This is a genomic window from Stackebrandtia soli, assembly GCF_965137155.1.
Lineage (GTDB): Bacteria > Actinomycetota > Actinomycetes > Mycobacteriales > Micromonosporaceae > Stackebrandtia > Stackebrandtia soli.
Map to the genome: position 1 here is coordinate 31,472 of NZ_CBCRZX010000009.1, position 22,247 is coordinate 53,718.

At 69.5% G+C, this 22,247-nt stretch carries 19 protein-coding genes; 12 read left to right on the forward strand and 7 right to left on the reverse strand.

Annotated elements, in window-relative coordinates; all coding sequences use genetic code 11:
* From ACM9NP_RS07870 to ACM9NP_RS07895, 6 genes are all read left to right on the forward strand, one after another.
* Positions 1–220, forward strand: a 220-nt coding sequence (locus tag ACM9NP_RS07870; protein WP_415645957.1) for a hypothetical protein, incomplete at its 5' end; no start/stop codon positions are given.
* 215 nt (positions 221–435) lie between these two features.
* A complete protein-coding gene (locus tag ACM9NP_RS07875) occupies positions 436–1,104 on the forward strand; it encodes a copper chaperone PCu(A)C (RefSeq protein ID WP_415645958.1) in 669 nt (222 codons plus the stop codon).
* A gap of 156 nt (positions 1,105–1,260) precedes the next feature.
* Positions 1,261–2,667 (forward strand): DNA repair protein RadA, encoded by a 1,407-nt coding sequence (gene radA / locus ACM9NP_RS07880; protein ID WP_415645959.1) that lies wholly within the window; start codon positions 1,261–1,263, stop codon positions 2,665–2,667.
* Positions 2,668–3,005: 338 nt separating this feature from the next.
* Positions 3,006–3,836, forward strand: coding sequence for a nickel pincer cofactor biosynthesis protein LarB (larB, locus tag ACM9NP_RS07885; RefSeq protein WP_415645960.1), 831 nt, complete (start codon positions 3,006–3,008; stop codon positions 3,834–3,836).
* 29 nt (positions 3,837–3,865) lie between these two features.
* A complete protein-coding gene (gene larC / locus ACM9NP_RS07890) occupies positions 3,866–5,056 on the forward strand; it encodes a nickel pincer cofactor biosynthesis protein LarC (protein WP_415645961.1) in 1,191 nt (396 codons plus the stop codon).
* A 103-nt stretch (positions 5,057–5,159) separates the two neighbouring features.
* Positions 5,160–5,747: a TMEM165/GDT1 family protein gene (locus tag ACM9NP_RS07895; RefSeq protein WP_415645962.1), complete on the forward strand. Its 588-nt coding sequence runs from the start codon at positions 5,160–5,162 to the stop codon at positions 5,745–5,747.
* Between the two features lies 1 nt (position 5,748).
* Here ACM9NP_RS07895 and ACM9NP_RS07900 read toward each other — a convergent pair whose 3' ends face one another.
* Positions 5,749–6,228, reverse strand: a complete 480-nt coding sequence (locus ACM9NP_RS07900; RefSeq protein WP_415645963.1) for an Lrp/AsnC family transcriptional regulator — start codon at positions 6,226–6,228, stop codon at positions 5,749–5,751.
* A gap of 131 nt (positions 6,229–6,359) precedes the next feature.
* Here ACM9NP_RS07900 and hppD point away from each other — a divergent pair, with 131 nt between their 5' ends.
* From hppD to hisC, 3 genes are all read left to right on the forward strand, one after another.
* Positions 6,360–7,538 carry a 4-hydroxyphenylpyruvate dioxygenase gene (gene hppD, locus ACM9NP_RS07905; RefSeq protein WP_415645964.1) on the forward strand — a complete coding sequence of 393 codons (1,179 nt, stop codon included), beginning with the start codon at positions 6,360–6,362 and terminating at the stop codon, positions 7,536–7,538.
* 82 nt (positions 7,539–7,620) lie between these two features.
* Positions 7,621–8,397, forward strand: a complete 777-nt coding sequence (locus tag ACM9NP_RS07910; RefSeq protein WP_415645965.1) for an RDD family protein — start codon at positions 7,621–7,623, stop codon at positions 8,395–8,397.
* A 1-nt stretch (position 8,398) separates the two neighbouring features.
* Positions 8,399–9,478, forward strand: coding sequence for a histidinol-phosphate transaminase (hisC, locus tag ACM9NP_RS07915; protein WP_415645966.1), 1,080 nt, complete (start codon positions 8,399–8,401; stop codon positions 9,476–9,478).
* A gap of 40 nt (positions 9,479–9,518) precedes the next feature.
* Here hisC and ACM9NP_RS07920 read toward each other — a convergent pair whose 3' ends face one another.
* The 6 genes from ACM9NP_RS07920 to ACM9NP_RS07945 form a co-directional block, all read right to left on the reverse strand.
* Positions 9,519–9,686 (reverse strand): hypothetical protein, encoded by a 168-nt coding sequence (locus ACM9NP_RS07920; RefSeq protein WP_415645967.1) that lies wholly within the window; start codon positions 9,684–9,686, stop codon positions 9,519–9,521.
* 118 nt (positions 9,687–9,804) lie between these two features.
* Entirely contained in the window at positions 9,805–10,764 is a 960-nt protein-coding gene (locus ACM9NP_RS07925; protein ID WP_415645968.1) for an NAD-dependent epimerase/dehydratase family protein, read from the reverse strand.
* A gap of 289 nt (positions 10,765–11,053) precedes the next feature.
* Entirely contained in the window at positions 11,054–12,049 is a 996-nt protein-coding gene (locus ACM9NP_RS07930; RefSeq protein WP_415645969.1) for a hypothetical protein, read from the reverse strand.
* Positions 11,986–13,173, reverse strand: coding sequence for an Hsp70 family protein (locus ACM9NP_RS07935; protein ID WP_415645970.1), 1,188 nt, complete (start codon positions 13,171–13,173; stop codon positions 11,986–11,988). The genes ACM9NP_RS07930 and ACM9NP_RS07935 overlap by 64 nt, the downstream gene beginning before the upstream one ends.
* Before the next feature lie 887 nt (positions 13,174–14,060).
* Positions 14,061–15,335, reverse strand: coding sequence for a serine hydroxymethyltransferase (locus tag ACM9NP_RS07940; protein ID WP_415645971.1), 1,275 nt, complete (start codon positions 15,333–15,335; stop codon positions 14,061–14,063).
* A 58-nt stretch (positions 15,336–15,393) separates the two neighbouring features.
* Complete coding sequence (locus tag ACM9NP_RS07945; RefSeq protein WP_415645972.1) at positions 15,394–15,759, reverse strand: hypothetical protein; 366 nt, start codon at positions 15,757–15,759, stop codon at positions 15,394–15,396.
* Positions 15,760–15,902: 143 nt separating this feature from the next.
* Between ACM9NP_RS07945 and ACM9NP_RS07950 the strand changes: the two genes are divergently transcribed.
* The 3 genes from ACM9NP_RS07950 to ACM9NP_RS07960 all read left to right on the forward strand — a co-directional run bounded on the left by ACM9NP_RS07950 (position 15,903) and on the right by ACM9NP_RS07960 (position 22,212).
* Entirely contained in the window at positions 15,903–17,060 is a 1,158-nt protein-coding gene (locus ACM9NP_RS07950; RefSeq protein ID WP_415645973.1) for a hypothetical protein, read from the forward strand.
* Between the two features lie 422 nt (positions 17,061–17,482).
* Positions 17,483–19,291 (forward strand): HSP90 family protein, encoded by a 1,809-nt coding sequence (locus ACM9NP_RS07955; RefSeq protein WP_415645974.1) that lies wholly within the window; start codon positions 17,483–17,485, stop codon positions 19,289–19,291.
* Complete coding sequence (locus tag ACM9NP_RS07960; protein WP_415645975.1) at positions 19,291–22,212, forward strand: ATP-binding protein; 2,922 nt, start codon at positions 19,291–19,293, stop codon at positions 22,210–22,212. The genes ACM9NP_RS07955 and ACM9NP_RS07960 overlap by 1 nt, the downstream gene beginning before the upstream one ends.
* Positions 22,213–22,247 lie beyond the last annotated feature (35 nt).

The window sequence follows — 22,247 nt, forward strand, 5'->3', positions numbered from 1 at the left end:
GCTCCCGCACCGGCTCGGCGAACGCGGCTCGCTCACCGTCTGCGCGCTCGCCGCACTGGCCGCCATCACCCTCCTGTCCGTCCGGCTGCCCCTGTGGTGGCCGCCGGTCGTCGTCGTCACGGTCGCGCTCGCCTGCTGTCTCGCCCGGCCGCGATGGGCGTTCCGCATCATCCAAGCCGTCGCGCTCGGCGCCGTCGCCCTGCTCCTCGTGTCCGCGTGACTCGTCCGCCCGCCGAGCTCCATCGGCGACAGTGGACACACGCCGTCGGTATCGGCCGAGCTGACGGCCCCGCACCCGCCGACACGGCCGATCACGACACCGCCGCGCGCCGCGCTCAGTCCGTCGCCCACCACACAACGGCGGGTCGGCCGCGTCGGCGCTCCGGCCAGGACTTACCCTGTGGGCGCATGCCAGGTTCACGAGAGGACGTTTCTGTGGCTACCGCGAACGGTTCCAAACTGTTGGCCCGCACCGTGTTGGGCGTGGCCGCGGCGGCCGCGCTCGCCGTCACCGGTTGCAGCGCCGGGCAGGTCACCCAGACCGACACCCAGGTCGCCCCGGTTCCCGGTAACACCGCCACCGTCGGCGAGGTCAGCCTGCAGGACCTCATGATCGCCTTCAACGGCGTCGAGGGCTACGCGGCCGGAGACAACGCGCCGCTCATCGTGCGCGTCTTCAACAACGCCACCGACGAGGGCGACCGGCTCATCTCCGTGTCCTCTCCCGACGCCGACGCCGTGACGATCGCGGGCGGCGAAACCGACGAGCCCCCGGCGGCCGAATCCCCGTCGCCCGACGGCGAGTCCCCCGCTCCGGGCACCTCGCCCAGCCCCGGCGACCAGTCTCCCGAACCGACACCCGCCGGACCGCAGGGCGGCGAGATCGACGTGGCCGTGTCCGCCTCCGGCTTCGTCATGCTCGTCCCGGGTGAGGGCATGTACCTGCAGTTGGAAGGCATCAACGAGGACCTCCGGCCGGGCTCGATCGTGGAGGTGACGTTCACCTTCGAACGCGCCGGAACGGTCACCGTCGACATCCCGATGGGGACGCCGCTCGAGCCGCAGGACCGCGAGACCGCCGAAACGGACGACGCCGAGCACTAGGCCCACCAACGAGAACGGCCCCGGTTCGCCGGGGCCGTCGTCGTGTCCGGACCACGTTCGCGGGACGCCGCGCTCCCTCCCGTGTCGGATCGATTCGTCCCCAGTCGTCGAGGCGACGGCGCACAACCTGTCACAGGGGGTGCGTAGGTTAGTCGCATGGCGAAGACGGTCAGGACCGCGTACGCGTGCACGTCGTGCGGACACAGTGTCCCCAAATGGGTCGGTCGCTGCCCCGACTGCGGAGACTGGGGCACGATGGACGCGACGGGCGCACCGGCGAGAGCGGCCGCCGCCTCGGTGTCGTCCCGGCGCGCGACCTCGGCCCGACCGGCCGTCCCCGCGCAGTCCATTGGGGATGTCGACGCGAAGCAGGCGGTGGCGCGCCCGACCGGAGTCGGCGAGTTCGACCGCGTTCTCGGCGGCGGGCTCGTACCCGGAGGCGTCGCGCTGATCGCGGGCGAACCCGGCGTCGGAAAGTCCACACTGCTTCTCGATGTCGCACATCGATACGCCGCCGCGGGCCACGGTCGCGTCCTCGTCGCGACCGGCGAGGAGTCCGCGTCCCAGGTGCGCATCCGCGCCGACCGGATCGGCGCGATCCACCCGGACCTCATGCTCGCCGCCGAGACCGACCTCGCCGCCGTCCTCGGCCACCTCGACGACGTCAAACCCGGCCTCCTGATCCTCGACTCGGTCCAGACCGTCTCCACCGGCGACGTCGACGGAGTCCCCGGCGGCGTCACCCAAGTGCGCGCCGTCGCCTCCGCGATCATCGGCGTCGCCAAGGAACGCGGCATCACCTCGATCCTCGTCGGCCACGTCACCAAGGACGGTCACATCGCCGGCCCCCGAGTCCTGGAACACCTCGTCGACACCGTCCTCCACTTCGAAGGCGACCGCCATTCGACGCTGCGCCTCCTACGGGGCGTCAAGAACCGCTTCGGCCCCGCCGACGAGGTCGGCTGCTTCGACATGACCGAAGACGGCATCGTCGGCCTGTCCGACCCGGCCGGGCTGTTCCTCACCGAAGACGCCGACGAACCCGTGCCCGGCACCTGCGTCACCGTCACCATGGAGGGCCGCCGAGCCCTCCTCGTCGAGATCCAGGCCCTCGTCGGCGGAAGCGCCAAGGACGGCACCATCCCACGCCGCACCGTGTCCGGACTGGACGCGGCGCGACTCAACATGGGCCTCGCCGTCCTCGACCGCCGCGGCGGCGTCCGCTGCCTCGACCGCGAGGTCTACGCCGCGACCGTCGGCGGCATGCGCGTCACCGAACCCGCCGCCGACCTGGCACTCGCGCTCGCCGTCGCGTCCTCGGTGTCCAGCGCTCCCGTGTCCGCCGACATCGTCGCGATCGGCGAGGTCGGGCTAACCGGCGCCGTCCGACGCGTCTCGGGCGTACCCCGCCGCCTCGCGGAGGCCGCGCGCCTCGGCTTCACGCACGCGCTCGTCCCGCCGGGCTGCGGCGAGGGCGCGCCCAAGAAGATGACCGTCACCGAGGTCTCGTCCGTGTCCGAGGCGCTCCGCATGGCCTCCAGTCGGTGGGCGGCTCGCGGCTGACGGCCCGTCGAGGGCTTCGGAACGACCGCGAAACGACCCTATTCTTCCACTGTGGCCATACCCGGGGGCCTCCGACCTCCTCCCCAGGTCGGAGACTACCCACCACATGCTGAAGCCACGCTAAAGCCGCCTGAAGCCCACTTCAGCCCCATCGGAGTTCCTCGCCCCATGCCACGAAATCGTTGGGGGCCACCGCGTGGCTGACGCCCCCCGACGTTCCCGCGTGACACCATGTGACCCGTGCCGGACCGGGGACGCCAGCGCGAACACGCGGTCACGGCCATCGTCGACGACACACACCACTGTGGCGTAACGGCACGCCAGTCTCAGGGGGCACAATGGATCGCGAACAGGTCACCGAGCTCTTGACGAACGTCGCCAGCGGGCGCGCCACCGTCGACACGGCGCTTGCCGCGTTGACCGGCACGGTCCTCTCCGGTGGCAACGGCTACATCGACCTCGGCCACTCGAAGATCGACACCCACCGGGCGTTGCGCACCGGCGAACCGGAGGCCGTCTACGCCGCCGGAAAGACCACCGGTCAACTCATCGACATCACGACGTCCCTGCTCGCCGCCCACCCCGACCGGCCCGTCCTCCTCACCCGGATCAGCGACGAAGCGACCGCGGCCCTGCGCGACAACTTCGACCACGTCACCGCCGACCCCCTCGCCGCGGCCGCGACCGTCGGCCCGCCGGCGTCGCCGCGCAACGGCGAGGTCGCGATCGCCTGCGCCGGAACCTCCGACCTGCCCGTCGCCGCCGAAGCCGCGTTCACGACCCGCGCGTTCGGGCTCACCGCGACCATGGTCACCGACGTCGGCGTTGCCGGCATCCACCGCGTCCTCGCGTCCCGGCCGACCCTCGCCGACGCCGACTGCGTCATCGTCGTCGCCGGAATGGACGGCGCACTCCCGTCCGTGATCGGCGGGCTCATCGACACACCCCTCATCGCCGTACCCACCTCCGTCGGCTACGGCTCCGCCCTCGGCGGAATGGCTCCACTGTTGACGATGCTGAACTCGTGCGCCCCGGGCGTGGCCGTCGTCAACATCGACAACGGCTACGGCGCCGCCGTATGCGCGGCCCGCGTCGTCCGCGCCCGGCACCGCCGCGTCACCCCCGTCGCTCAGGCCACCGCCGGGGCGATCTCCCCACCCCCGCGCTGAACCCGACCCGAACGACGAAAGGCACCACAGTGATCGGATGGTTCGACTGCGCCGCAGGCGCGAGCGGAGACATGTTCCTCGCGGCACTCGTCGACGCCGGTGTCCCACTCGACACCCTCCAGGACAGCGTCGACGCACTCGACGTCGAACCGGTGAAACTGTCCAGCCGCACCGTGACTCGGCACGGCCTCCGCGCCACCAAGGTCGACGTCGCCTGCGAACCCGGCGCACACCACCGGAACCTGCCGACGATCCGAGCGCTCATCGAAGGGGCCGGTCTCGCCGAGCCGGTCACCCGCGACGCCGTTGACGCGTTCACCCGCCTCGCCGACGCCGAGGCAGCCGCGCACGGCGTCGACGTCGCCGACGTCCACTTCCACGAGGTCGGCGCGCTCGACGCCCTCACCGACATTGTCGCCACCTGCGCCGGCGTCGACTGGCTGCGCCGCGAACGCGGCCTGCGCACCATCAGCGCGTCGACCGTGACAGTCGGCGGAGGCACCACCACCGGAGCGCACGGCGGCATCCCGCTACCGGCGCCGGCGGCGCTGTTCGTGCTGTCGGGGGTCGGCGCGCCCGTGAGCGGCGAGGTCGACTACGAGGCGTGCACGCCGACGGGGGCGGCGCTCATCGCGACGCACGCCGTCGAGTTCGGTGGCCTTCCGCCGATGCGGTTGGCGACGGTCGGCGTCGGTGCCGGTGGCCACGATCCGAGGCAACGCGCGAACGTGCTGCGGTTGTTGCTGGGTGTTCCCGACGTCGCCGCGGCCACGCGCACCGCCACCGCGATCGAATGCAATGTGGACGACATGGATCCGCGGTTGTGGCCCGCGACGTTGACGGAGTTGCTCGCGGCCGGCGCGTCGGACGCGTGGCTGACGCCGATCCTCATGAAGAAGGGGCGCCCCGGCCACACCCTCCACGTGCTGTGCCCGGAGGGTTCGACCTCGGCGGTCACCGACGTGATATTCCGGAACACGACGACGATCGGGTTGCGTCGCGCGAGCGTCGTCAAGGAGGAACTGGAACGACGCTTCAGCACGATCTATGTGGATGGTCGCCCGGTGGGGGTGAAGATCGCCTCCGACGATCACGGGGTCCGACACGTCTCCGTCGAGTACGAGGACGTCGCCGACGCGGCCGCGCGGCTCGGACGCCCCGTCAAGTCCGTCCTGGCCCGCGCGGAGGCGGCTGCCCGGGAGCTGTTCGAGCTGACGTGAACGTGCGGCGTCACCATGGCTCGTCCCGGCGGTGGCGCGACGGTGGCCGGTCCGTACAGTCGTGCGCGGTCCGCGTCCGTCGGTTCTCCTGGAAGGCACACCCATGCACGAGTTGATCCCGTTCCTCGCGACGTTCGGGTTGATCTTCGTCGCGGAACTGCCCGACAAGACGATGATGGCGACGCTCGTCCTGTCCAGCCGATACCGGTCTTGGCCGGTCCTGATCGGTGTGTCGGCGGCGTTCGTCGTGCAGTCGGCGATCGCGGTCGCCGCGGGTGGCCTGCTCAGTCTGTTGCCGACGTGGATCGTCCTGCTGGTCGTCGCGGTCCTGTTCGCGGTGGGCGCGGTTCTCCTGTTCCGGGAGAGCCTCAACGCCCCCGACGAGACCGACGTCGACGGCAGCGGCGGGCTGCGTTTCTGGCCGACCGTGTTCACGAGCTTCGGGGTCCTGTTCGCCGCCGAGTGGGGCGACGCGTCGCAACTGGCGACCGCCGGCCTGGCCGCGCACTACGGCACGCCCGTCCTCGTCTTCCTCGGCGCGGCACTCGCGCTGATCGCCGTCGCGACCCTGGCGATCCTGCTGGGCCGCGTCGTCGTGCGTTTCGTTCCCCTGAAATGGATTCAGCGGGGCGCGTCGATCCTGTTCGCGGCGTTCGCGGTCATCGCCGTCGTCGAGCTCCTGCGGTCCTGAACTAACGCGCGGCCGTCGACACGAGCGGCAGCGTCCGGTACGGGATCTGCTCGGCGAGCGCGATGACGGTGGACGCGCGCATGACGCCTTCGCTGGAGACGATCCGGTCGATGACGCGTTGCAGGTCGGCGTTGGTGCGGGACACGATCCGGCACATGAGGTCGCCGGATCCGGTGACGGTGTGCGCTTCGAGGACTTCCGGGATGTCCGCGAGGTGGCGGGTGACGGCTTCGCGTCCGCGCATTTGCCGGATCTCGATGGTGACGAACGCGGTGACGCCGTAGCCGAGCGCGGCGGGGGACACGTGGGGGCCGAAGCCGGTGATGACGCCGCGTTCGGTGAGTTTGTCGAGTCGCGCCTGGACGGTGCCCCGGGCGACGGCGAGGCGACGGGCGCATTCGAGGACGCCGATGCGGGGTTGCTCGGTGAGCAGGGTGATGAGGCGTGCGTCGAGCTCGTCCGGGCCGATCTGTCTGGTCATGTTGTTCACCATATCGAGGGATTCGGCGGACGTTATGTGCAAGGTGTCCAAGGTTTTTTGCGACTCTTGCCCAATGGGCGGTCGTCGATGATCATGCTGGGTAGTACGTCATTCTTCGCGAGGAGGCGACCATGACCGATCTGAGCATTCCCGAGGCGCAACTTGTCGGTGCCGTCGAGCACGACATCAGCAAGGACGACTTCCCCATCAAGGGGTGGGACCACATTCGTTTCTATGTGGGCAACGCCAAGCAGGCCGCGCACTACTATTCGACGGCGTTCGGGATGACACTGGTCGCCTATCGCGGTCCCGAGCAGGGCTTTCGCGAGCACGCCGAGTATGTGTTGAAGTCCGGCGGCGTGACCTTCGTCTTGGCGGGCGGTGTGACGGCCGAATCCCCGGCGACGAAGCACTACGCGCGTCACGGCGACGGCGTCATCGAGGTCGCCCTCGAAGTGCCCGATGTGGACGAGAACTACGCGTACGCGGTGAAGCAGGGCGCGACGGGCCTCGTCGAACCGCACGACCTCACCGACGAGCACGGCACCGTCCGCGTCGCGGCGATCGCCACGTACGGCGAGACCCGCAACGTCCTCATCGACCGGTCGAGGTACGACGGCCCGTTCCTTCCGGGCTTCACCGCCGCGAAGCCGATCGTCGACCGCAGCGCCGCCATCGCCGGTGGTGCCCCGAAGCGGTACTTCCAGGCGATCGACCACGTCGTCGGCAACGTCGAACTGGGCAAGATGCTCGACTGGGTCGAGTTCTACCAGAAGGTCATGGGGTTCACGAACATCGTCGAGTTCGTCGACGACGCGATCGCGACCGAGTACTCCGCCCTCATGAGCAAGGTCGTCGCGAACGGCACCCGCAAGGTGAAGTTCCCGATCAACGAGCCCGCCGAAGGCATCAAGAAGTCCCAGATCGACGAGTACCTCGAGTTCTACGGCGGCCCCGGCGTCCAGCACATGGCGCTCGCCACGAACGACATCCTCGCGGCCGTCGACCACATGCGCGCCAACGGTGTCGAGTTCCTCGAGGCGCCCGACTCGTACTACGACGACGGGGAGCTGCGCGAGCGCATCGGCACCGTCCGCGTCCCGATCGAGGAACTCAAGAAGCGGTCCATTCTCGTCGACCGCGACGAGGACGGCTACATGCTCCAGATCTTCACCAAGCCGCAACAGGACCGTCCGACACTGTTCTACGAGTTGATCGAACGGCACGGCTCTCTCAGCTTCGGCAAGGGCAACTTCAAGGCGCTCTTCGAAGCGCTGGAGAAGGAACAGGCCAAACGCGGCAACCTGTAACCCCTTTCGTTTGGTCGGTTGGACGCCGCGAGCAGGGCGTTCAACCGACCAAGCGGAACACCGGCCTGACAGAATCGACGCGATGAGCAAGATCGAACCCGGCTGGTACCGTGACCCGGCCGCACCCACGACACAGCGTTACTGGGACGGCCGACAGTGGATCGGCAAAGCCGTCCCCGTCGACGCGACGCCCCCCGACGAACCGGAACCCGAGCCGCCACCCGCACCGGAACCAGCCCCGCAGACGACCGAGCGACCATCCGAACCGGTCGTGCCGCCGCTTCGCCCGGGAATGCTCAGCCCCGCCCAGATCGACAAACTCATGGCGGGTCGAGCACCGGCGAACCCCGGGCTCCGGTTGGCCGCGCGCCTCATCGACATCGTCATCGTGCTGCTGCTGAACCTCGTCGTCAACGGCTGGTTCCTGTACCAGTACTTCCAGGAGGTCATGCCCGCCGTCCGGCGCGTCATGTCCGACCCGGAGGCCGACCCGATGAGCATGGAACTGCCCGACAGGGCCTACGACCTTCAGTTCCTCATCATGTTCATCGGCATCCTCGTCTGGTTCGGATACGAGGTCCCGGCGACCGTCGCCACTGGACAGACGCTCGGCAAACGCCTCATGGGCGTCAAGGTCGCCCCACTCATCGGCGACAAGCTCCGCTGGAGCGCCGTCATCTCCCGATGGTCGCTGCTCATGATGCCGGTGATCTGCTTCCCCTTCGGCGTCATACTGTCCATCATCGACGGTCTGTGGTGCGTGACCGACCGGCCGTTCCGGCAATGTCTGCACGACAAGTCCGCGTTCACGATGGTCATCACCACCGAATCCGACACCACCCCGTCAAAGGAGACCTGACATGTCGCAGTTGACGCGCGCCGACCTCGCCGCGCTCCCGTCCTACGTGCCCGGACGGAACCCCGCCGACCTCGCCCGCGAACTCGGCCTGCCCGAGGCGATCAAGCTCGCCAGCAACGAGGTCGCGTACGGTCCGCTGCCCGGCGTCGTCGACGCGATCGCGTTGGCGGCGACCGAAGCCCACAGATACCCCGACATGGGCGTCCTCGCGCTGCGTCAGGCGATCGCCGACCGTCTCGGCGTCGGCATCGACCGGATCGCGTCCGGCTGCGGCTCCGTCGCGCTCTTCGAACACCTCGTCAAGGCCGCGTGCGCCCCCGGCGACGAGGTCGTCTACTCGTGGCGTTCCTTCGAGGCCTACCCGATCGTCGTCGCGGGCATCGGCGCGACGAGCGTTCGCGTCCCCAACACCCCCGAGCACGGCCACGACCTCGACGCGATGGCCGCCGCCGTCACCCCCCGGACGCGCCTCGTCGTCGTGTGCAACCCGAACAACCCCACCGGGACGACCGTCGACCGCGACGCGTTGACCCGCTTCATCGACACCGTCGGCGAGAACGTCCTCGTCGTCCTCGACGAGGCGTACCTCGAGTTCGTGACCGACCCCGACGTCCCCGACGGCTTCGCCGAATACGGCGACCGCCCCAACGTCGTCGTCATGCGCACGTTCTCGAAGGCCTGGGGCCTAGCCGGACTGCGCGCCGGTTACCTCGTCGCGTCGACCGCCGTCGCCGACGCGGTCCGCAAGGTCGTCACCCCGTTCTCGACCAACGCCTGCGCCCAGTCCGCCGCGCTCGCCGCCCTCGACGCCGAGGACACGATGCGCGAACGCGCCGCGCTCGTCGTCACCGAACGGGAACGCGTGACCGACGCCGTCCGGAAGCTCCTGCCGGACGTGCCCGGCAGCCAGTCGAACTTCGTGTGGTTGCCGCTGGCGGAGCGCTCCGTCGACTTCGCGAAGCACTGCGAGGCGCGTGGTGTCATCGTTCGCCCGTTCGCCGGTGAGGGAGTGCGGGTCTCGTTCGGCACGAGCGACCAGAACGACAGGTTCATCGACGTCGCGACCGAGTTCTTCGGGTGATCGTGTGCGCGGCCCGCGACACGGGCCGCGCACCGTCACGTCAACCGACGGGAGCGAGCGGCTCGGCCGCGGGTACGACCGCGTCGGGCGTCGTCCGCGCGGTCTCCCGTTCGTCTTGGTCGATGTGGACGACGGTGATCTCGATGCGGCCGTCGCCGCTGTCACGCATCGACACGATGCTTCCGCCGACCCACGCGCGTGCGTCCATGTTGGTCCTCGCGTTTCATCCGAACGCCAATGGGACCCCTAATTATCCATAGTGGGTCAAGATCGTCGATTACCTTTGGGCGGCAATATGATGACGCGACGACACCCACCGCGCTCGGTCACTCGCCGGATTCCAGGAGTCGCCGTTCCTCCTCGACGTCGAAACCGACGTCGATCGGAGGCGCGCCCCGACCCGCGTCCCATTCGGCGATGTCGGAGACGGTGTGAGACAACGGTGTCGACGGCATCCCCAACGACCGGGCGAGCGCTCCCCGGCCGCGTAGCACCGGCCAGACGGACGGGGCGCGGACCAGCGGGAACATCGGGCCCCCGAGACCCGGATCTACCGTCACGATGTCCATGGTGGATCCGGCGGCGGACGCGCAGGTCGTGATGAACTCGCCGAGTGTCGCCGCCGGGTGCGGGCCCGACGCGTCGACGGCGCCGCCCCAACCGCGCGCCACCACCTCCCGCACGACGACGGCGAGGTCGCGGGCGTCCACCAGGGCCAGCGGCTGGGACGGGTCGCCGGGCAGCGCGACGCGTCCGCCGCGCGCGCCGCGCCGGACCCAGTAGAGGACCGACCCCGACGGATCGTGCGGTCCGGCGACCTTCGTCGCGCGCACGATGGTCGCGCGGTCACCGAAGCGGTCCCGGATGTCGTTCTCGCACGCGACTTTCAGCGGCCCGTAGGTGTCCTCGTCGAGGTCCTCGGTGTCGCGCCGTTCGGGCCGCAGCGGTGTCGCCTCGGCGAGGCCCTCGGCGACGTCCGACCGCTGGTAGACGGCGTGACTCGACAGGAAGACGTACCGGCCGACACGGCCGTCGAGGGCGTCCATCGCCCCGGCGACGTGCCGGGGAACGTAGCCGCTCGCGTCGATGACCGCGTCCCATTCGCCACCGCGCAGACTCGCGTAGTCGTCGACGTCGCGGTCGCCGAGCAGGCGGGGCACCTCCGGAAACAGCTCGTTCCCGGTGCGGCCGCGCCCGAAGATCGTCACGTCGACGCCCGACCTCAGCAATTCCTCCACAATGGTTCGACCGACGAAGACCGTCCCACCCAACACCAGTACGCGCATGCTCGCGAGCCTAGAGGCCGTCTCGTAACTCGGAAGTTCGGCTCCGGCATCATCGCGGTGTTCATGGCCGAACCGAGCCAGCGGTTCGACGGCCACCGGCCGCGTCGTCGAAGTTCTTTCGCCATGCGCCAGCACGCCGGATGTGTCACATGCCGATACGTGGGAACGGCTCCCTTTCCGACCGACACCGCTCGGCCATTCCCAAGCTCCAGCGCGCGGTGTCCGTCCACATCGGTCCGTGGGGCGGCAACGGTTCACGTGCCGGTGCGTCACATCCGAGGTCTCGGGGTCAGTCCTTCGGCGCAGGACGCAATGGCAGGCCGTGCCGACGCGCGGCCTCCTCGGCTATGGCGAGCAGGAGATCGGTCCGGCGCCACCCGTCGATCTCCGGGGTGGACCGGACGATTCGCTCCGCTTGGGCCGCGTCGACCAGTGCCCACGCGGCAGCGAGGTCCTCGAGCGCCTTCATTCGGGACGACTTCCACCTGGCCTCGATCGCGCGGGCCAGGGGTTCCGCCTCGCGGAGGATCTCAGCGGCCGTCGCGGGATCGATGCGGGCGGCCGCCGCGCCGACCGCGATGAGACCGGTCACCCGCGCGAAACCGCTGTCGCTCAACCGATGCGCGAGCTGACGTGCTTCCTCCAGGGTGCGTCGTGCCTCCATGGGTCGCGAATCGGCGTATCCCGCCGCGACCGCCGCGAGGGCCCCAACGAGGGCTTCATCATCGTCGGAGATGGTGCGCGCCAAGTCCTCCGCGTGCGCGGGGTCGACCGAGGCGTGAGCCGTGACCACGGGGACGAGAGCCTCGTTCCTCACATCCGCGGGAAGGCACGAGGCGATCCGCTCGGCGGCGAAGCGGTCGACCTCGGCGATCCTCACGACGAATTCGGAGAGCGCGAACTCCCAGTCCTCGCAACGGGTGGGGACGGAGCGCGCGACCCGTTCCGCGCGGTCGGTCGCCACCGTGAGCAGGCCGTCGGCGACGGCCACGATCGCGTCGGTCTCCGTGTCGGGAACGCGCCGACTCAGCAGTTCCGCCCGTTCGGGGTCGGTCTCCGCGATGACACCGACGACGTCCTTGATCAGGTACTCGTCGAAAGGGCCCCGCCCGAGGGGGGAGGCGATGAGGAACTCCGCCCGGCCCACCTCGATGCGGGCCCAGGCCAGGGCCAGGTCCTCGGTCGTGGAGAAACGTTGCCACTCCTCCCGCAGCTGTCCTATCAGACCTTCGGCTTCGGTGAGGAGTCGTCTCGCCTGCGCGGTGTCCCCGGCGGCTCGGGACACGGCGATGAGGGCGGAACCGCGATGGTACGGGTCGGGTGCGGCGGAGCCGGTGCGGGTGGCGGAGCCGAGGTGAATACGGACGCCCGCAGACCACCCTCGGCGACGACGAGTTCCGGCTGCTCCACGGCGATCGGGGCGATCCCCGACGCGCGGTGGGCCAGCGTCGTGACGAGCGGCGTCCGGCTCGCGCCGCCGACGAGGAACACGCCCGCGAGTTCTTGCGCGCCGACACCGGAGTCCGCGACCGCGCGCATCATCGTGACCGTCGTCGGTTCCAGTATGGAGGTCGCGTGGCGCTCGAACTCCTCCCGCACGACATGCACCTCACGATCCACAAGCGGCAGATAGAGCGACGCGCTCGGCTGCCGCGACAGGGCCTCCTTCGCGTCGCGCACGTCCCGCCACAGCTCGTGCCGCGCGCGCATCGCGGCGTTGTCCGTCGGCGCGAGCAGGTTCCGCCAGGCGTCTCGCTCCTCGTCCGTCAGAGCCGCGCCGATCCGTTCGATGAGGACCTGGTCCAGATCCAAGCCGCCGACGTCGTCCAGACCGTCCACGGCGAGCACCTCGAAGGCGTCGCCATGCCGACGTACCACGCTGACGTCGAAGGTGCCCGCTCCGAGGTCGTACACGACCGCGTAACCACCGGACGGGACCCGTGCCGCGGCCTGCGTCACGAAGTACGACGCCGCCGCTACCGGCTCCGGCACGAACACGGGCTCGGGGAGACCCGCCAAAGTCGCGGCCTCCGCGAGGACGGCGCGCCGTGGGCCCGCCCAACCCGCCGGGATCGTCATCGTGAACACGGGAATCGGCCCGCCCGCGACGCGTTCGGCCTCCAGCCGCACCACGGACAGCGTCGCCGCGATCAGCGCCGCCACCGGCAGCGCCGACGCTCCCAGCAGCACCTCGCCGTCGTCGATGCGCCGCTTCGGATTCGGCTCCAGCCCCGACGGGTCGCTGCGGCTCGCCCGAATCGCGTCGTTACCCGTGGACAGTCGACCATCCGGCGCGGCGTGCACCGCCGACGGCCCGAAGTGCAGCGGACGGGATTTGCCGTCCGGCCACGACAGGACCGCGACGGTGTTGGATGTTCCATAGTCGACCGAGAGGTGAAAGTCCGACATCCCATAGATGTTAGAGGTTGTCCCGTTGTCTCAGGTCGTGCGAGGCGCATGACGGGGCGTCGCTCAGGGAGACGGAGTAGTTCCGGCATACCGGTGTCGGCCATGCCTTCCGGCGTGCTGGAACACCGCGGAAGAACTTCGACGACGCGGCCGGTGGCCGTCGAACCGCTGACCCGGTTCGACCATGAACACCGCGACGCCGCCGGAGCCGATCTGCTGGATGACGAGACGGCCCCTAAGGCGACCGTGACGCGATCGACCAAGGTCGTTCGGCAGACCGCGCCCCACGGGCGTTGCCCGACGACGGACCGCCCGACCTCGAACTTCCGGATCACGGCGTCCCCGCGATGCCGTGGCAGCGCGGGGACGACATCCGAAGTCGACGACTCCGGTCCGCGCCCGAACCAACGGATCCGCGGCCCGAGTCCCGCGAGAACGTTTGGCGCACAGGAGATCTGCGCCGACGGAGAATTGACGCGTTCACGGTCCAAAGGCGTGGGGAACCCTGGTGCACAGCCGATCGGCGCATCGGACGAGGCGAGTGCCCGGCAGGCGCGCCGTCCCATGCGCGGGAGAACGCTTGGCGCACAGGGAGTTCACAGCGAGTGCCAAGTCGACGTGCTCTTGGAGTGAGGCGCGAGTACAGGTGAGACGCGCNNCGATCAGTGACGTGCCACGGGTTCCGCGCGACGAACACGTCGGCACGGGGCGACCCGCCGTGTCGCGTGATTCCGGGGCGGACCGCTACGCGCTCCACCCCGGACCGTGTTGCTTGATCCCGGGTGCGGACCGCTACGCGCTCCACCCCGGACCGTGTTGCTTGATCCCGGGTGCGGACCGCTACGCGCTCCACCCCGGACCGTGTTCTTTGATTCCGGGGTGGACCGCTACGCGCTCCACCCCGGGATGGGGTACTGGGCGCAGAAATCGGAGATCTGCGCCGCGATCTCGTCGAGTGCCTCTTCCTTGCCGGCACGGGCGGCCGTGACCGCGTCGTCCATCCAGCCCGCGATGTGCGTCATGTCGGCCTCGGTCATGCCGCGCGTCGTGACGGCGGCCGTGCCGATGCGCAGACCGGACGGGTCGAACGGCTTCCTGGTGTCGAACGGAACGGTGTTGAAGTTCAGTTCGATCCCGGCGCGGTCGAGCGCCTTCGCGGCGGGCTTTCCGCCGATGTCCTTGCTCGTCAGGTCGATGAGGATCAGGTGGTTGTCGGTGCCGCCCGACACTAGGTCGAAGCCGCGCTCCGTCAACGCCGAGGCGAGCGCCTTCGCGTTCGCGACGATCTGGTGCGCGTACTTCGAGAAGTCCGGTGTGGAGGCCTCGTGGAGGGCGACCGCGATCGCGGCCGTCGTGTGGTTGTGCGGGCCACCCTGGAGACCGGGGAAGACGGCCTTGTCGAGCGCCTTCGCCCTGTCCGCCGTCGACATCAGCATCGCGCCACGCGGACCGCGCAGGGTCTTGTGCGTCGTCGTGGAGATGACTTCGGCGTGCCCGACCGGGCTCGGGTGCGCGCCGCCGGCGACGAGACCCGCGATGTGCGCGATGTCGGCGACGAGCAACGCGTCCACCTCGCGGGCGATCTCGGCGAACGCCGCGAAGTCGACCGTCCGTGGAATGGCCGTGCCACCACAGAAGATCAGCTTCGGGCGGTGCGTGCGGGCGAGCGTCGCGACCTCGTCGAAGTCGACGGTGCCCGTGTCCCGCTTGACGCCATAGTGGATCGCGTTGAACCACTTCCCGGTCGCCGAGACGCTCCACCCGTGGGTGAGGTGGCCGCCCATCGGCAGGGACATGCCCATCACCGTGTCACCGGGTTCCGCGAACGCCAGGTACACGGCCAGGTTCGCCGGGGAACCGGAGTACGGCTGCACGTTGGCGTGCTCGACGCCGAAGACGGCCTTCGCTCGTTCGATCGCGAGTTCTTCGATCTGGTCGATGACCTGCTGGCCCTCGTAGTACCGCTTCCCGGCGTACCCTTCCGAGTACTTGTTCGTCAGAAGGGTTCCCGTCGCGTCGAGAACGGCCTGCGACACGTAGTTCTCGCTGGCGATCAACCGGATCGTGTTGGCTTGACGGCGCCCCTCGTCGTCGATCAGCCGGGCGATGTCGGGATCGGCGTCGGCCAGCCGCCGCGTCAAGGTCGTGTACGCGTCGCTCATCGGTGAAACTCCTCGAAATCGAGTTGGCTCCTCATCACGATGAGGCTATCCGGCCAGCTCAGTCCATCCGGTCGCGGCTGTACAGCAGTTCGAGGATCGACCGGGCCGTCGACGTCCACCTGTCCAGCCATTCCTTCGTCGGAGGCTCCTGTCGCGGCGGGAGCTCCTGAAGCAATCCGCGAAATAGTGGGTGCGACGCCATAGCGCGACCTTGGTCACCGCGCTCGGTGAACTCCTCGACGTCGACCTCGCGAGGTCGAGGCGGCATCGCTTGTCGCAGTTGGGGATGCTCGGCGATGGCGCGATCGTCGCGGAACTCGCCGCGGGCGAGCATCGTGTCTCCTCTGGGCGGGGTGCGGGCATCGAAGGAATCGGATGGGGATTGTGCCACGGGGTTGCGTGACTTGTCATCGCGTGGATTCACAGCGTTCAGCCTGCCCGATGAAACGCACGAAGTGTGGTATATCGGTTACTTCGGCGAGGTTTTCTGTCACCGACAGCGATCGGGCCTGGTACGGGGCGCGATGAGCTTTGCGTCACACGCGAATTAGCCATAGGCTTCCGTCCATGTCTAAGACTGCCCCCGGCCGCGTTGCCGGTATTGCTTTCGGCGCCGCGGTGATGACCGCGCTCGCTCAGCTGGGTTTGGCGTCCGGCTTGGCGGTGTTGATCTGGCGCGACGGCGACGTCGCGGAATGGGCCGCGCATCTGGCGTGGACCAGCTGGTTGACCGCCGTGTCAACCGTTGTCGGCGGCTTCGCCGCGAGTCGGCTCGCCTCCGACACGGCGGCGAAGATCGCCGCCGTCCCGTCCGCCGCCGTCGGCGGTTTCGTCGTGGCCCCACTGGTGGCGATCCCCGCGATGCGGTTCGCGGACGCCCCACTGTCGGCCGCCCCGTTCCAGGCCGCCGGGATCGGCGCCGTCATCGGAATGGTCGTCATCGCGGTGTCCCTCGCCTCGCGGGCCGTCGCCGTCAACGTCGCCGCATCCATTGTGCTCACATGGGTGTTGGCGGGTCTGTCGGCGTTCGTCCCGATCGGCGACACGGGTGACACGATCCGCCCCGGTGTATGGGGCTCATGGCGGGACCTGGTCGGCACGCTCGGCGAGGGCTCGCTGTCGGTGGCTCCGCCACTGTTGTTGGGGTCCTTGGTGATCGGCGCGGCCGCCGCCGCCGCGACGGCGGACAAGGGAGGCGACCACCGGGTCACCGCCGTGTCCGGCGCGTTCGGGCCCCTGCTCCTCGTCCTCGGCTACGCGTCGGCGAGCCAAGCCGCCGTCGGGGTCTCCCCGCAGTGGCCCGGCATCTTCACCGGCATCTACGCGGCGGTGGCGGGATTGCTCGGTTCGCTGCTGGTGGCGGCGTTCCGGCGGAGCCCGCAGCCCGCGAAACCGGCCCCCACGGCGACGCTCGAACCGGTGGAGCCGGAGCTTCCTCCGCAGTCGTCCACGGTGCAGGTGCCCGCGATCGACCCGTACGTGTCCGAGGAGTACGGCTGGGACGAGCCGGCTCGGGTGCCGAGGCAGCGCGACGCTCACGTGATGCCGTCTCCTCCGCCCGGCCCGGAGTACGGGGTCGGCGATGACGAGGTGACCGCGCAGTGGGTCTCGGACCTCAAGCGCGAGGACACGCTGTTCGACGAGCGCGGCGACAACGACGCCGCCGAACCGGAGAAGCCGAAGAAGGCGAAGCGGAAGCCCCGCAAGAAGAAGGACGAGGACTGACCGAGCCCTCGGCGGTGCGCCCGTACGGTTCTCGCCGCCTCGATCCTCAATGGTGTGTCGGACGGTCGCCCGGCACCGTGCGACGGCGAGCCCGCCGACCACCGCGGTCGGCGGGCCGTTTCCTGTCGTGGGGCCCGCCGATCGACCGTCGACTGTCTCGTTTCCCGGCAGTTCGGCCCCGGTGGCGTCGCGGTGTTCATGGTCGAGGCGCTGACGCGGTTCGATGGCCCGGTCTCGTGGGCGATTACGCGGTGGCGGATGCGCGGGCCCGGTTCTACTATGGGGCGGAATCGTTTCCGGCGCGGATCGGCGAGCCACATCGCGGTCCGACGATCCCTCCTCCCTTGTGAACCGCGACGGCGGCTCACCCGACCGTGGCCCGGCCAGGCGATAGTCCCAGGCGCGGGCTCGTGAACGAAACTATGACTGAACCGGATACACACGTCTTCTCCGTCGACTTGCGCGGGCTCGTCGACCTCCTGTCCCACCACCTGTATTCGAGCCCCCGCGTCTACGTGCGCGAGCTGATGCAGAACGCCGTCGACGCGACCACGGCTCGCCGCGTCCTGGACCCGACAGCCCCTGCGGCGATCACGATGACCGTCACCGACGACGGTCTGCGCGTGGACGACGACGGCATCGGCCTCACCGAGCCCGAGGTGCACAGACTGCTCGCCACCATCGGCGGAAGCTCTAAAAGGGATGGCATCGAGGCGGCGCGCGGGGACTTCCTCGGCCGCTTCGGCATCGGCCTGCTCGCCGGCTTCGTCGTCGCCTCTCGGATTCGCGTCGTCACCCGGTCCGCGCGAGAACCAGACGCCGGTTGCGTCGAATGGCTCGCCGAGGACGACGGCACGTACACCGTTCGCCGCCTGTCGGAAGACGAACGCCGCACACCCGGGACGACCGTCCACATCAGCCCTCGCGCGGGCATGGCCGAGTGGTTCCAGCCGCGCCGGGTCGTCGAACTCGCTCGCGAGTACGGCGCGCTCCTCCCGTTCGACGTCACCGTCGTCGCGAACGGCGACGCCGTCACCATCAACGAAGCTCCGGTGTGGAGTGTCGACCATCCGCACCCGACGGCTCGTCGGATCGCACTCAACGACCACTGCGAGAAGCTCCTCGGCTTCACGCCCCTCGACGTCATCGACCTCGACGTGCCCGCGGCCGGAGTACGCGGTGTCGCCTACGTCCTGCCGAACCACGCCGCCGCGAACCAGCGCGCGCTCAGCCGCGTCTACCTCAAGGGAATGCTGCTCACCGAGGCGACCGACACCCTCCTGCCCGACTGGGCGTTCTTCCTCCGTGCCGTCGTCGACGTGACGGGCCTGCGCCCCACCGCGTCCAGGGAGCACCTGTACGAGGACGATGCCCTCACCGCCGTCCGTGAGGCACTCGGCGAGTCCATTCGCGACTGGCTGACGGGGCTCGCGGCGAGCGAACCGGACCGGCTCGCCCGCTTCATCGGCGTCCACCACCTCGGGGTGAAAGCCCTCGCGCGGCACGACTCGCGGCTGCTGGAACTCATGCTGCCGTGGCTCCCGTTCGAGACCACGAACGGCCGGACCGACCTCGTGGGCTTCGCGAAGACCCACCGGCCCGTCTACGTCACGCAGACCGTCGAGGAGTTTCGGCAGGTGTCGCAGATCGCGGCCGCCGCTGGACTCGGCGTCGTCAACGGCGGCTACACCTACGACCGCGAACTCGTGCTGTCGTTGCCGTCCGTCCTGCCCGACGTCACCGTCGTGCCACTCGACGGTGACATCGTCGCCGCCGGTCTCGACCCGGTCGACCCCGACCGGGCCGCGTCCCTTCGGCCATTCCTGGACCTCGCCAGGACGACCCTCGAAGCGTCGTCGATTGACGTCGTCGTGCGCGAGTTCCATCCCGTCACCGTCCCCGCCCTGTACCTCGACGACCGCGACGCCGCCCACGAGCGCGGCCGTGCCGAGACCGCCGCCGAGGCCGACGACCTGTGGAGCGGCATCCTCGAATCGCTGACGTCGACGACCGCGCGCGCCCGACTCGTCCTCAACGACCGCAACCCGCTCGTGCGGCGCGTCGCCGCGCTCAAGGACGCGCGACTGGCGGCCACCGCCGTCGAATCGCTGTACGGGCAGGCGCTCCTGACGGCCCAACATCCACTATCGACGAAAGATGCCGCGATGTTGAACCGTTCGTTCCTGACCCTGCTGACACACGTGACCCGGGACGGAGGCGATGCCGCGTGATGACCGAACAGGACATTCAACGCGCCATCGAAGAGAGTCACGGCATGGGCGCCGGCCTCGCGCGGAACGCCCACCTCGAACGGGTGTGGGAAGCCGCGCGCTCCCATGGGGACGGCAGCCTCGTCGTCAAGGCGGGCATGGCGTTGATCCGGTCCTACGAGTACTCCTCCGAAGACCACAAGATGCTCATCCCCTTCGCTCGGTTGCTGTCGTTGTGGGACAAGGACCCCGCCGCCTTCGACGCGAGTGATCGGCGTCGCCTGTTCTGGTACTTCAAGTGGGCCTCGTCGTCGTTGACGACCCGCCCGCAAGTTCCGTTGGCGGCGGCCGAGGACTGGACACGTCGGATGCGACAGCGGTACGCCGAAGCCGGATACTCCGACAACGCGGTCCTGAAGGCCGAGCTGTTCATCGCGCAGCACGTCGGCGACGAGGACCGTGCCGCCGAGGCCTTCGAGAAGTGGCGTGCCAGCCCTCGCGACACCATGAGCGACTGTCACGCCTGCGACGACAACGCCAGCGGTGACTACCACCTCCTACGGGGCGACGACGAGAACGCGCTTCGCGAGTGGGCGCCGGTCCTGTCCGGGAACCGCACCTGCGCCGAGGAACCGGAGCGGGTCCTCGGCAGTTCCCTGTTGCCGCTCGTGCGGCTCGGCCGGATCGACGAGGCTCGGACCAACCACCTGCGCGGATACCGGATGGTCGCGGGCCTGGACAGTCTGCACGGGGCCGTCGGTGAGCACATCGAGTTCTGCGCGTTGACCGGCAACGAGGCCCGTGGACTGCGGATCCTCCTCGATCACTCGGACTGGATCACCACCGTTCCCGACGTCGACGTCGACCGGCACTTCCTCGCGGCCGTACTGGTCCTGTCCCGTCGACTCATAGCGCTCGGTCAGGGCGAGCACACCGTTCCCGGCCCGCGATCTCGACAGTGGACCATCGCCGAGCTGGCGTCCTGGCTGGACGCCGAGTTGACCGCGTCCGCGGCCAGGTTCGACGCCCGCAATGGAACGAGCCACGTGTCCACGCGGCTTCGCGAACGCCTCGATCAGGAGCCGTTCCCGGCGATCCCGCTCGGGTACAGCCGCCGCCTGCCCGGTGGCGGCCACGCCTCCGATCCACCCGCGGGCGTCGACGTGACGAGGCCGGACGCGTCGGTGGAGTCGCTGATCGCGGAGGCGTGGGCCGCCGAGCTCGTCGCTCACCCCGACGCCCGTCATCGGTGGAGGGCCCTCGACGTTCGCGTCACCGCCGACGGGCTCGAACCGGACGCCGCGTGTCGGGCGGCGATCGCGCTGTACGAGGCACTGAACAGCCCGGACGTCGACGAGGCCGCTGCGCGGATCACCGCCGCGGAGGCCTTCGCCGCGGCCGGCCGGATCGATCGCGCCGTCGTCGAGCGCGCCCGGGCCGCCATGCTCTTGGCGGGAGACGATGACTTCGACGCGGCCGACGCGCAGCTGGCGGCGATGACCGAACTCGGCGAGGTCCCGCCCTATGCCACGTTCATACGTCGACACGCCCCGATCGAGATCGACCTGCTTCGGCTCGGACCGGGGGCGGCCGACGACGTCGACGACCGCCTGCGCGCGCTCGGCGAGGAATGGGGGGACTTGACCGACGAGGTCTGCCTGGTCGCGAACGTCCGTGTCCTCGCGTCGCTCGCCAGAAATCGGCTGCAGGTTGACGACTTTCCCGCGGCCATTCCGCACCTACGGCGGGCGATCGACCTGGCCGACGCGGCGGAACGCGGTTGGCTCGCCGGAAACTATGCCATCGCGCTCGGCCGCGTCCTGACCAGGATCGGCGACGTGCCGGGTGCCGCCGTGGTGTTCGACGAGGCGCTGCGACGCCCTGTTCTCGACGACGACGTGCGCGCCGAGCTGCACTTCTTCGCCGCACCCGTCCACGCCGCGCTCGGAGATGCCGTGGCGTCGCGCCACCACGCCGCCGCGGCCACCGACTGGTTCGATCGCGTCGACACGCCGGAAGGCAAGAGCAAGGCGCAGTTCGCGCGATACTACATCGCACGGTCCTATATGGAAGAGAATCTGTCGGCGGATGCCGCGACGATCCTCGAAGGCGTACTGGCCGACGAACCGGGGCCCGAACTCGTCTCCGACGTGCGCGCCGCACTCGGCAAAGTCCTCGTTGAGTTGCACCAGCCGCTCGCCGCCGTCGAGCACTTCGTCGCCCTCGCTCGAGCCGCCCAAACCGAAGGCCGCCACGAGGAGCACGCCTCGTACGCGTCGCAGACCGCCGAGGCGCTCTCCTCCGGCTCGCGTCGGGACGAGGCGCTCGCCGCGTATGCCGAGGCGCGTCGGCTCTGGGCCGACCTCGACCAGCCGATCCCCGTGGCTCGGATCGCGCGATCCGAAGCGCTGCTGACGGTCGAGTTCGAGCTCGAGAATCTGCCGACGTTCGAACGGTCGATGCTCGACGTCCGCGCCGAACTGGCTCGGGAACTCGGCGACGCGTCGGCGGAAACCGATCTGGCGCGGGCGCTCCATCATGAGATCGCCGAGACGAACGCCCAACTCGCCGAACGCATGTGTGTGCTGGTCGTCCATGCCGACAAGTCGTGCGACGTGGACTGCCCCGACGAATGCGAGGAACACGACGAGGAACGACGTCGGACCGCCGAAACGATGCGGGAACCCGGTGGCGTCTACGAACGCGCCGCCGAATACGCCCGCAGCGCCGTCGACGGTTTCGCCGCGCTCTCCGCCCACTCGGAGCAGGTTCGCGCGGCCGCCCGGCTCGGGGAGATCCTCCTCGAACTCTCCCTGAAGGACGAGGCAATGGCCGTCGCAGAAGCGGCGATGCCCATCGCGGAGGCGCTGGGCGACCCCATGTGGATTCAATACTCGCTCAAGCGGACCATGTGGTACGCGACAGGCGAGGACGTCGAATAGACCGGCACGCGTCCCGCGATCGTGGATCGCGGGAC

Excerpts from the sequence above, each read along its gene's own strand:
- hppD (WP_415645964.1), top strand. The coding sequence starts at position 6,360 with ATGACCGATCTGAGCATTCCCGAGGCGCAACTTGTCGGTGCCGTCGAG.
- larB (WP_415645960.1), top strand. The coding sequence starts at position 3,006 with ATGGATCGCGAACAGGTCACCGAGCTCTTGACGAACGTCGCCAGCGGG.
- hisC (WP_415645966.1), top strand. The coding sequence starts at position 8,399 with ATGTCGCAGTTGACGCGCGCCGACCTCGCCGCGCTCCCGTCCTACGTG.
- ACM9NP_RS07895 (WP_415645962.1), top strand. The coding sequence starts at position 5,160 with ATGCACGAGTTGATCCCGTTCCTCGCGACGTTCGGGTTGATCTTCGTC.
- ACM9NP_RS07920 (WP_415645967.1), bottom strand. The coding sequence starts at position 9,686 with ATGGACGCACGCGCGTGGGTCGGCGGAAGCATCGTGTCGATGCGTGAC.
- ACM9NP_RS07940 (WP_415645971.1), bottom strand. The coding sequence starts at position 15,335 with ATGAGCGACGCGTACACGACCTTGACGCGGCGGCTGGCCGACGCCGAT.
- ACM9NP_RS07910 (WP_415645965.1), top strand. The coding sequence starts at position 7,621 with ATGAGCAAGATCGAACCCGGCTGGTACCGTGACCCGGCCGCACCCACG.
- ACM9NP_RS07955 (WP_415645974.1), top strand. The coding sequence starts at position 17,483 with ATGACTGAACCGGATACACACGTCTTCTCCGTCGACTTGCGCGGGCTC.
- ACM9NP_RS07960 (WP_415645975.1), top strand. The coding sequence starts at position 19,291 with ATGACCGAACAGGACATTCAACGCGCCATCGAAGAGAGTCACGGCATG.
- radA (WP_415645959.1), top strand. The coding sequence starts at position 1,261 with ATGGCGAAGACGGTCAGGACCGCGTACGCGTGCACGTCGTGCGGACAC.
- ACM9NP_RS07925 (WP_415645968.1), bottom strand. The coding sequence starts at position 10,764 with ATGCGCGTACTGGTGTTGGGTGGGACGGTCTTCGTCGGTCGAACCATT.
- ACM9NP_RS07900 (WP_415645963.1), bottom strand. The coding sequence starts at position 6,228 with ATGACCAGACAGATCGGCCCGGACGAGCTCGACGCACGCCTCATCACC.
- ACM9NP_RS07950 (WP_415645973.1), top strand. The coding sequence starts at position 15,903 with ATGTCTAAGACTGCCCCCGGCCGCGTTGCCGGTATTGCTTTCGGCGCC.
- ACM9NP_RS07935 (WP_415645970.1), bottom strand. The coding sequence starts at position 13,173 with ATGTCGGACTTTCACCTCTCGGTCGACTATGGAACATCCAACACCGTC.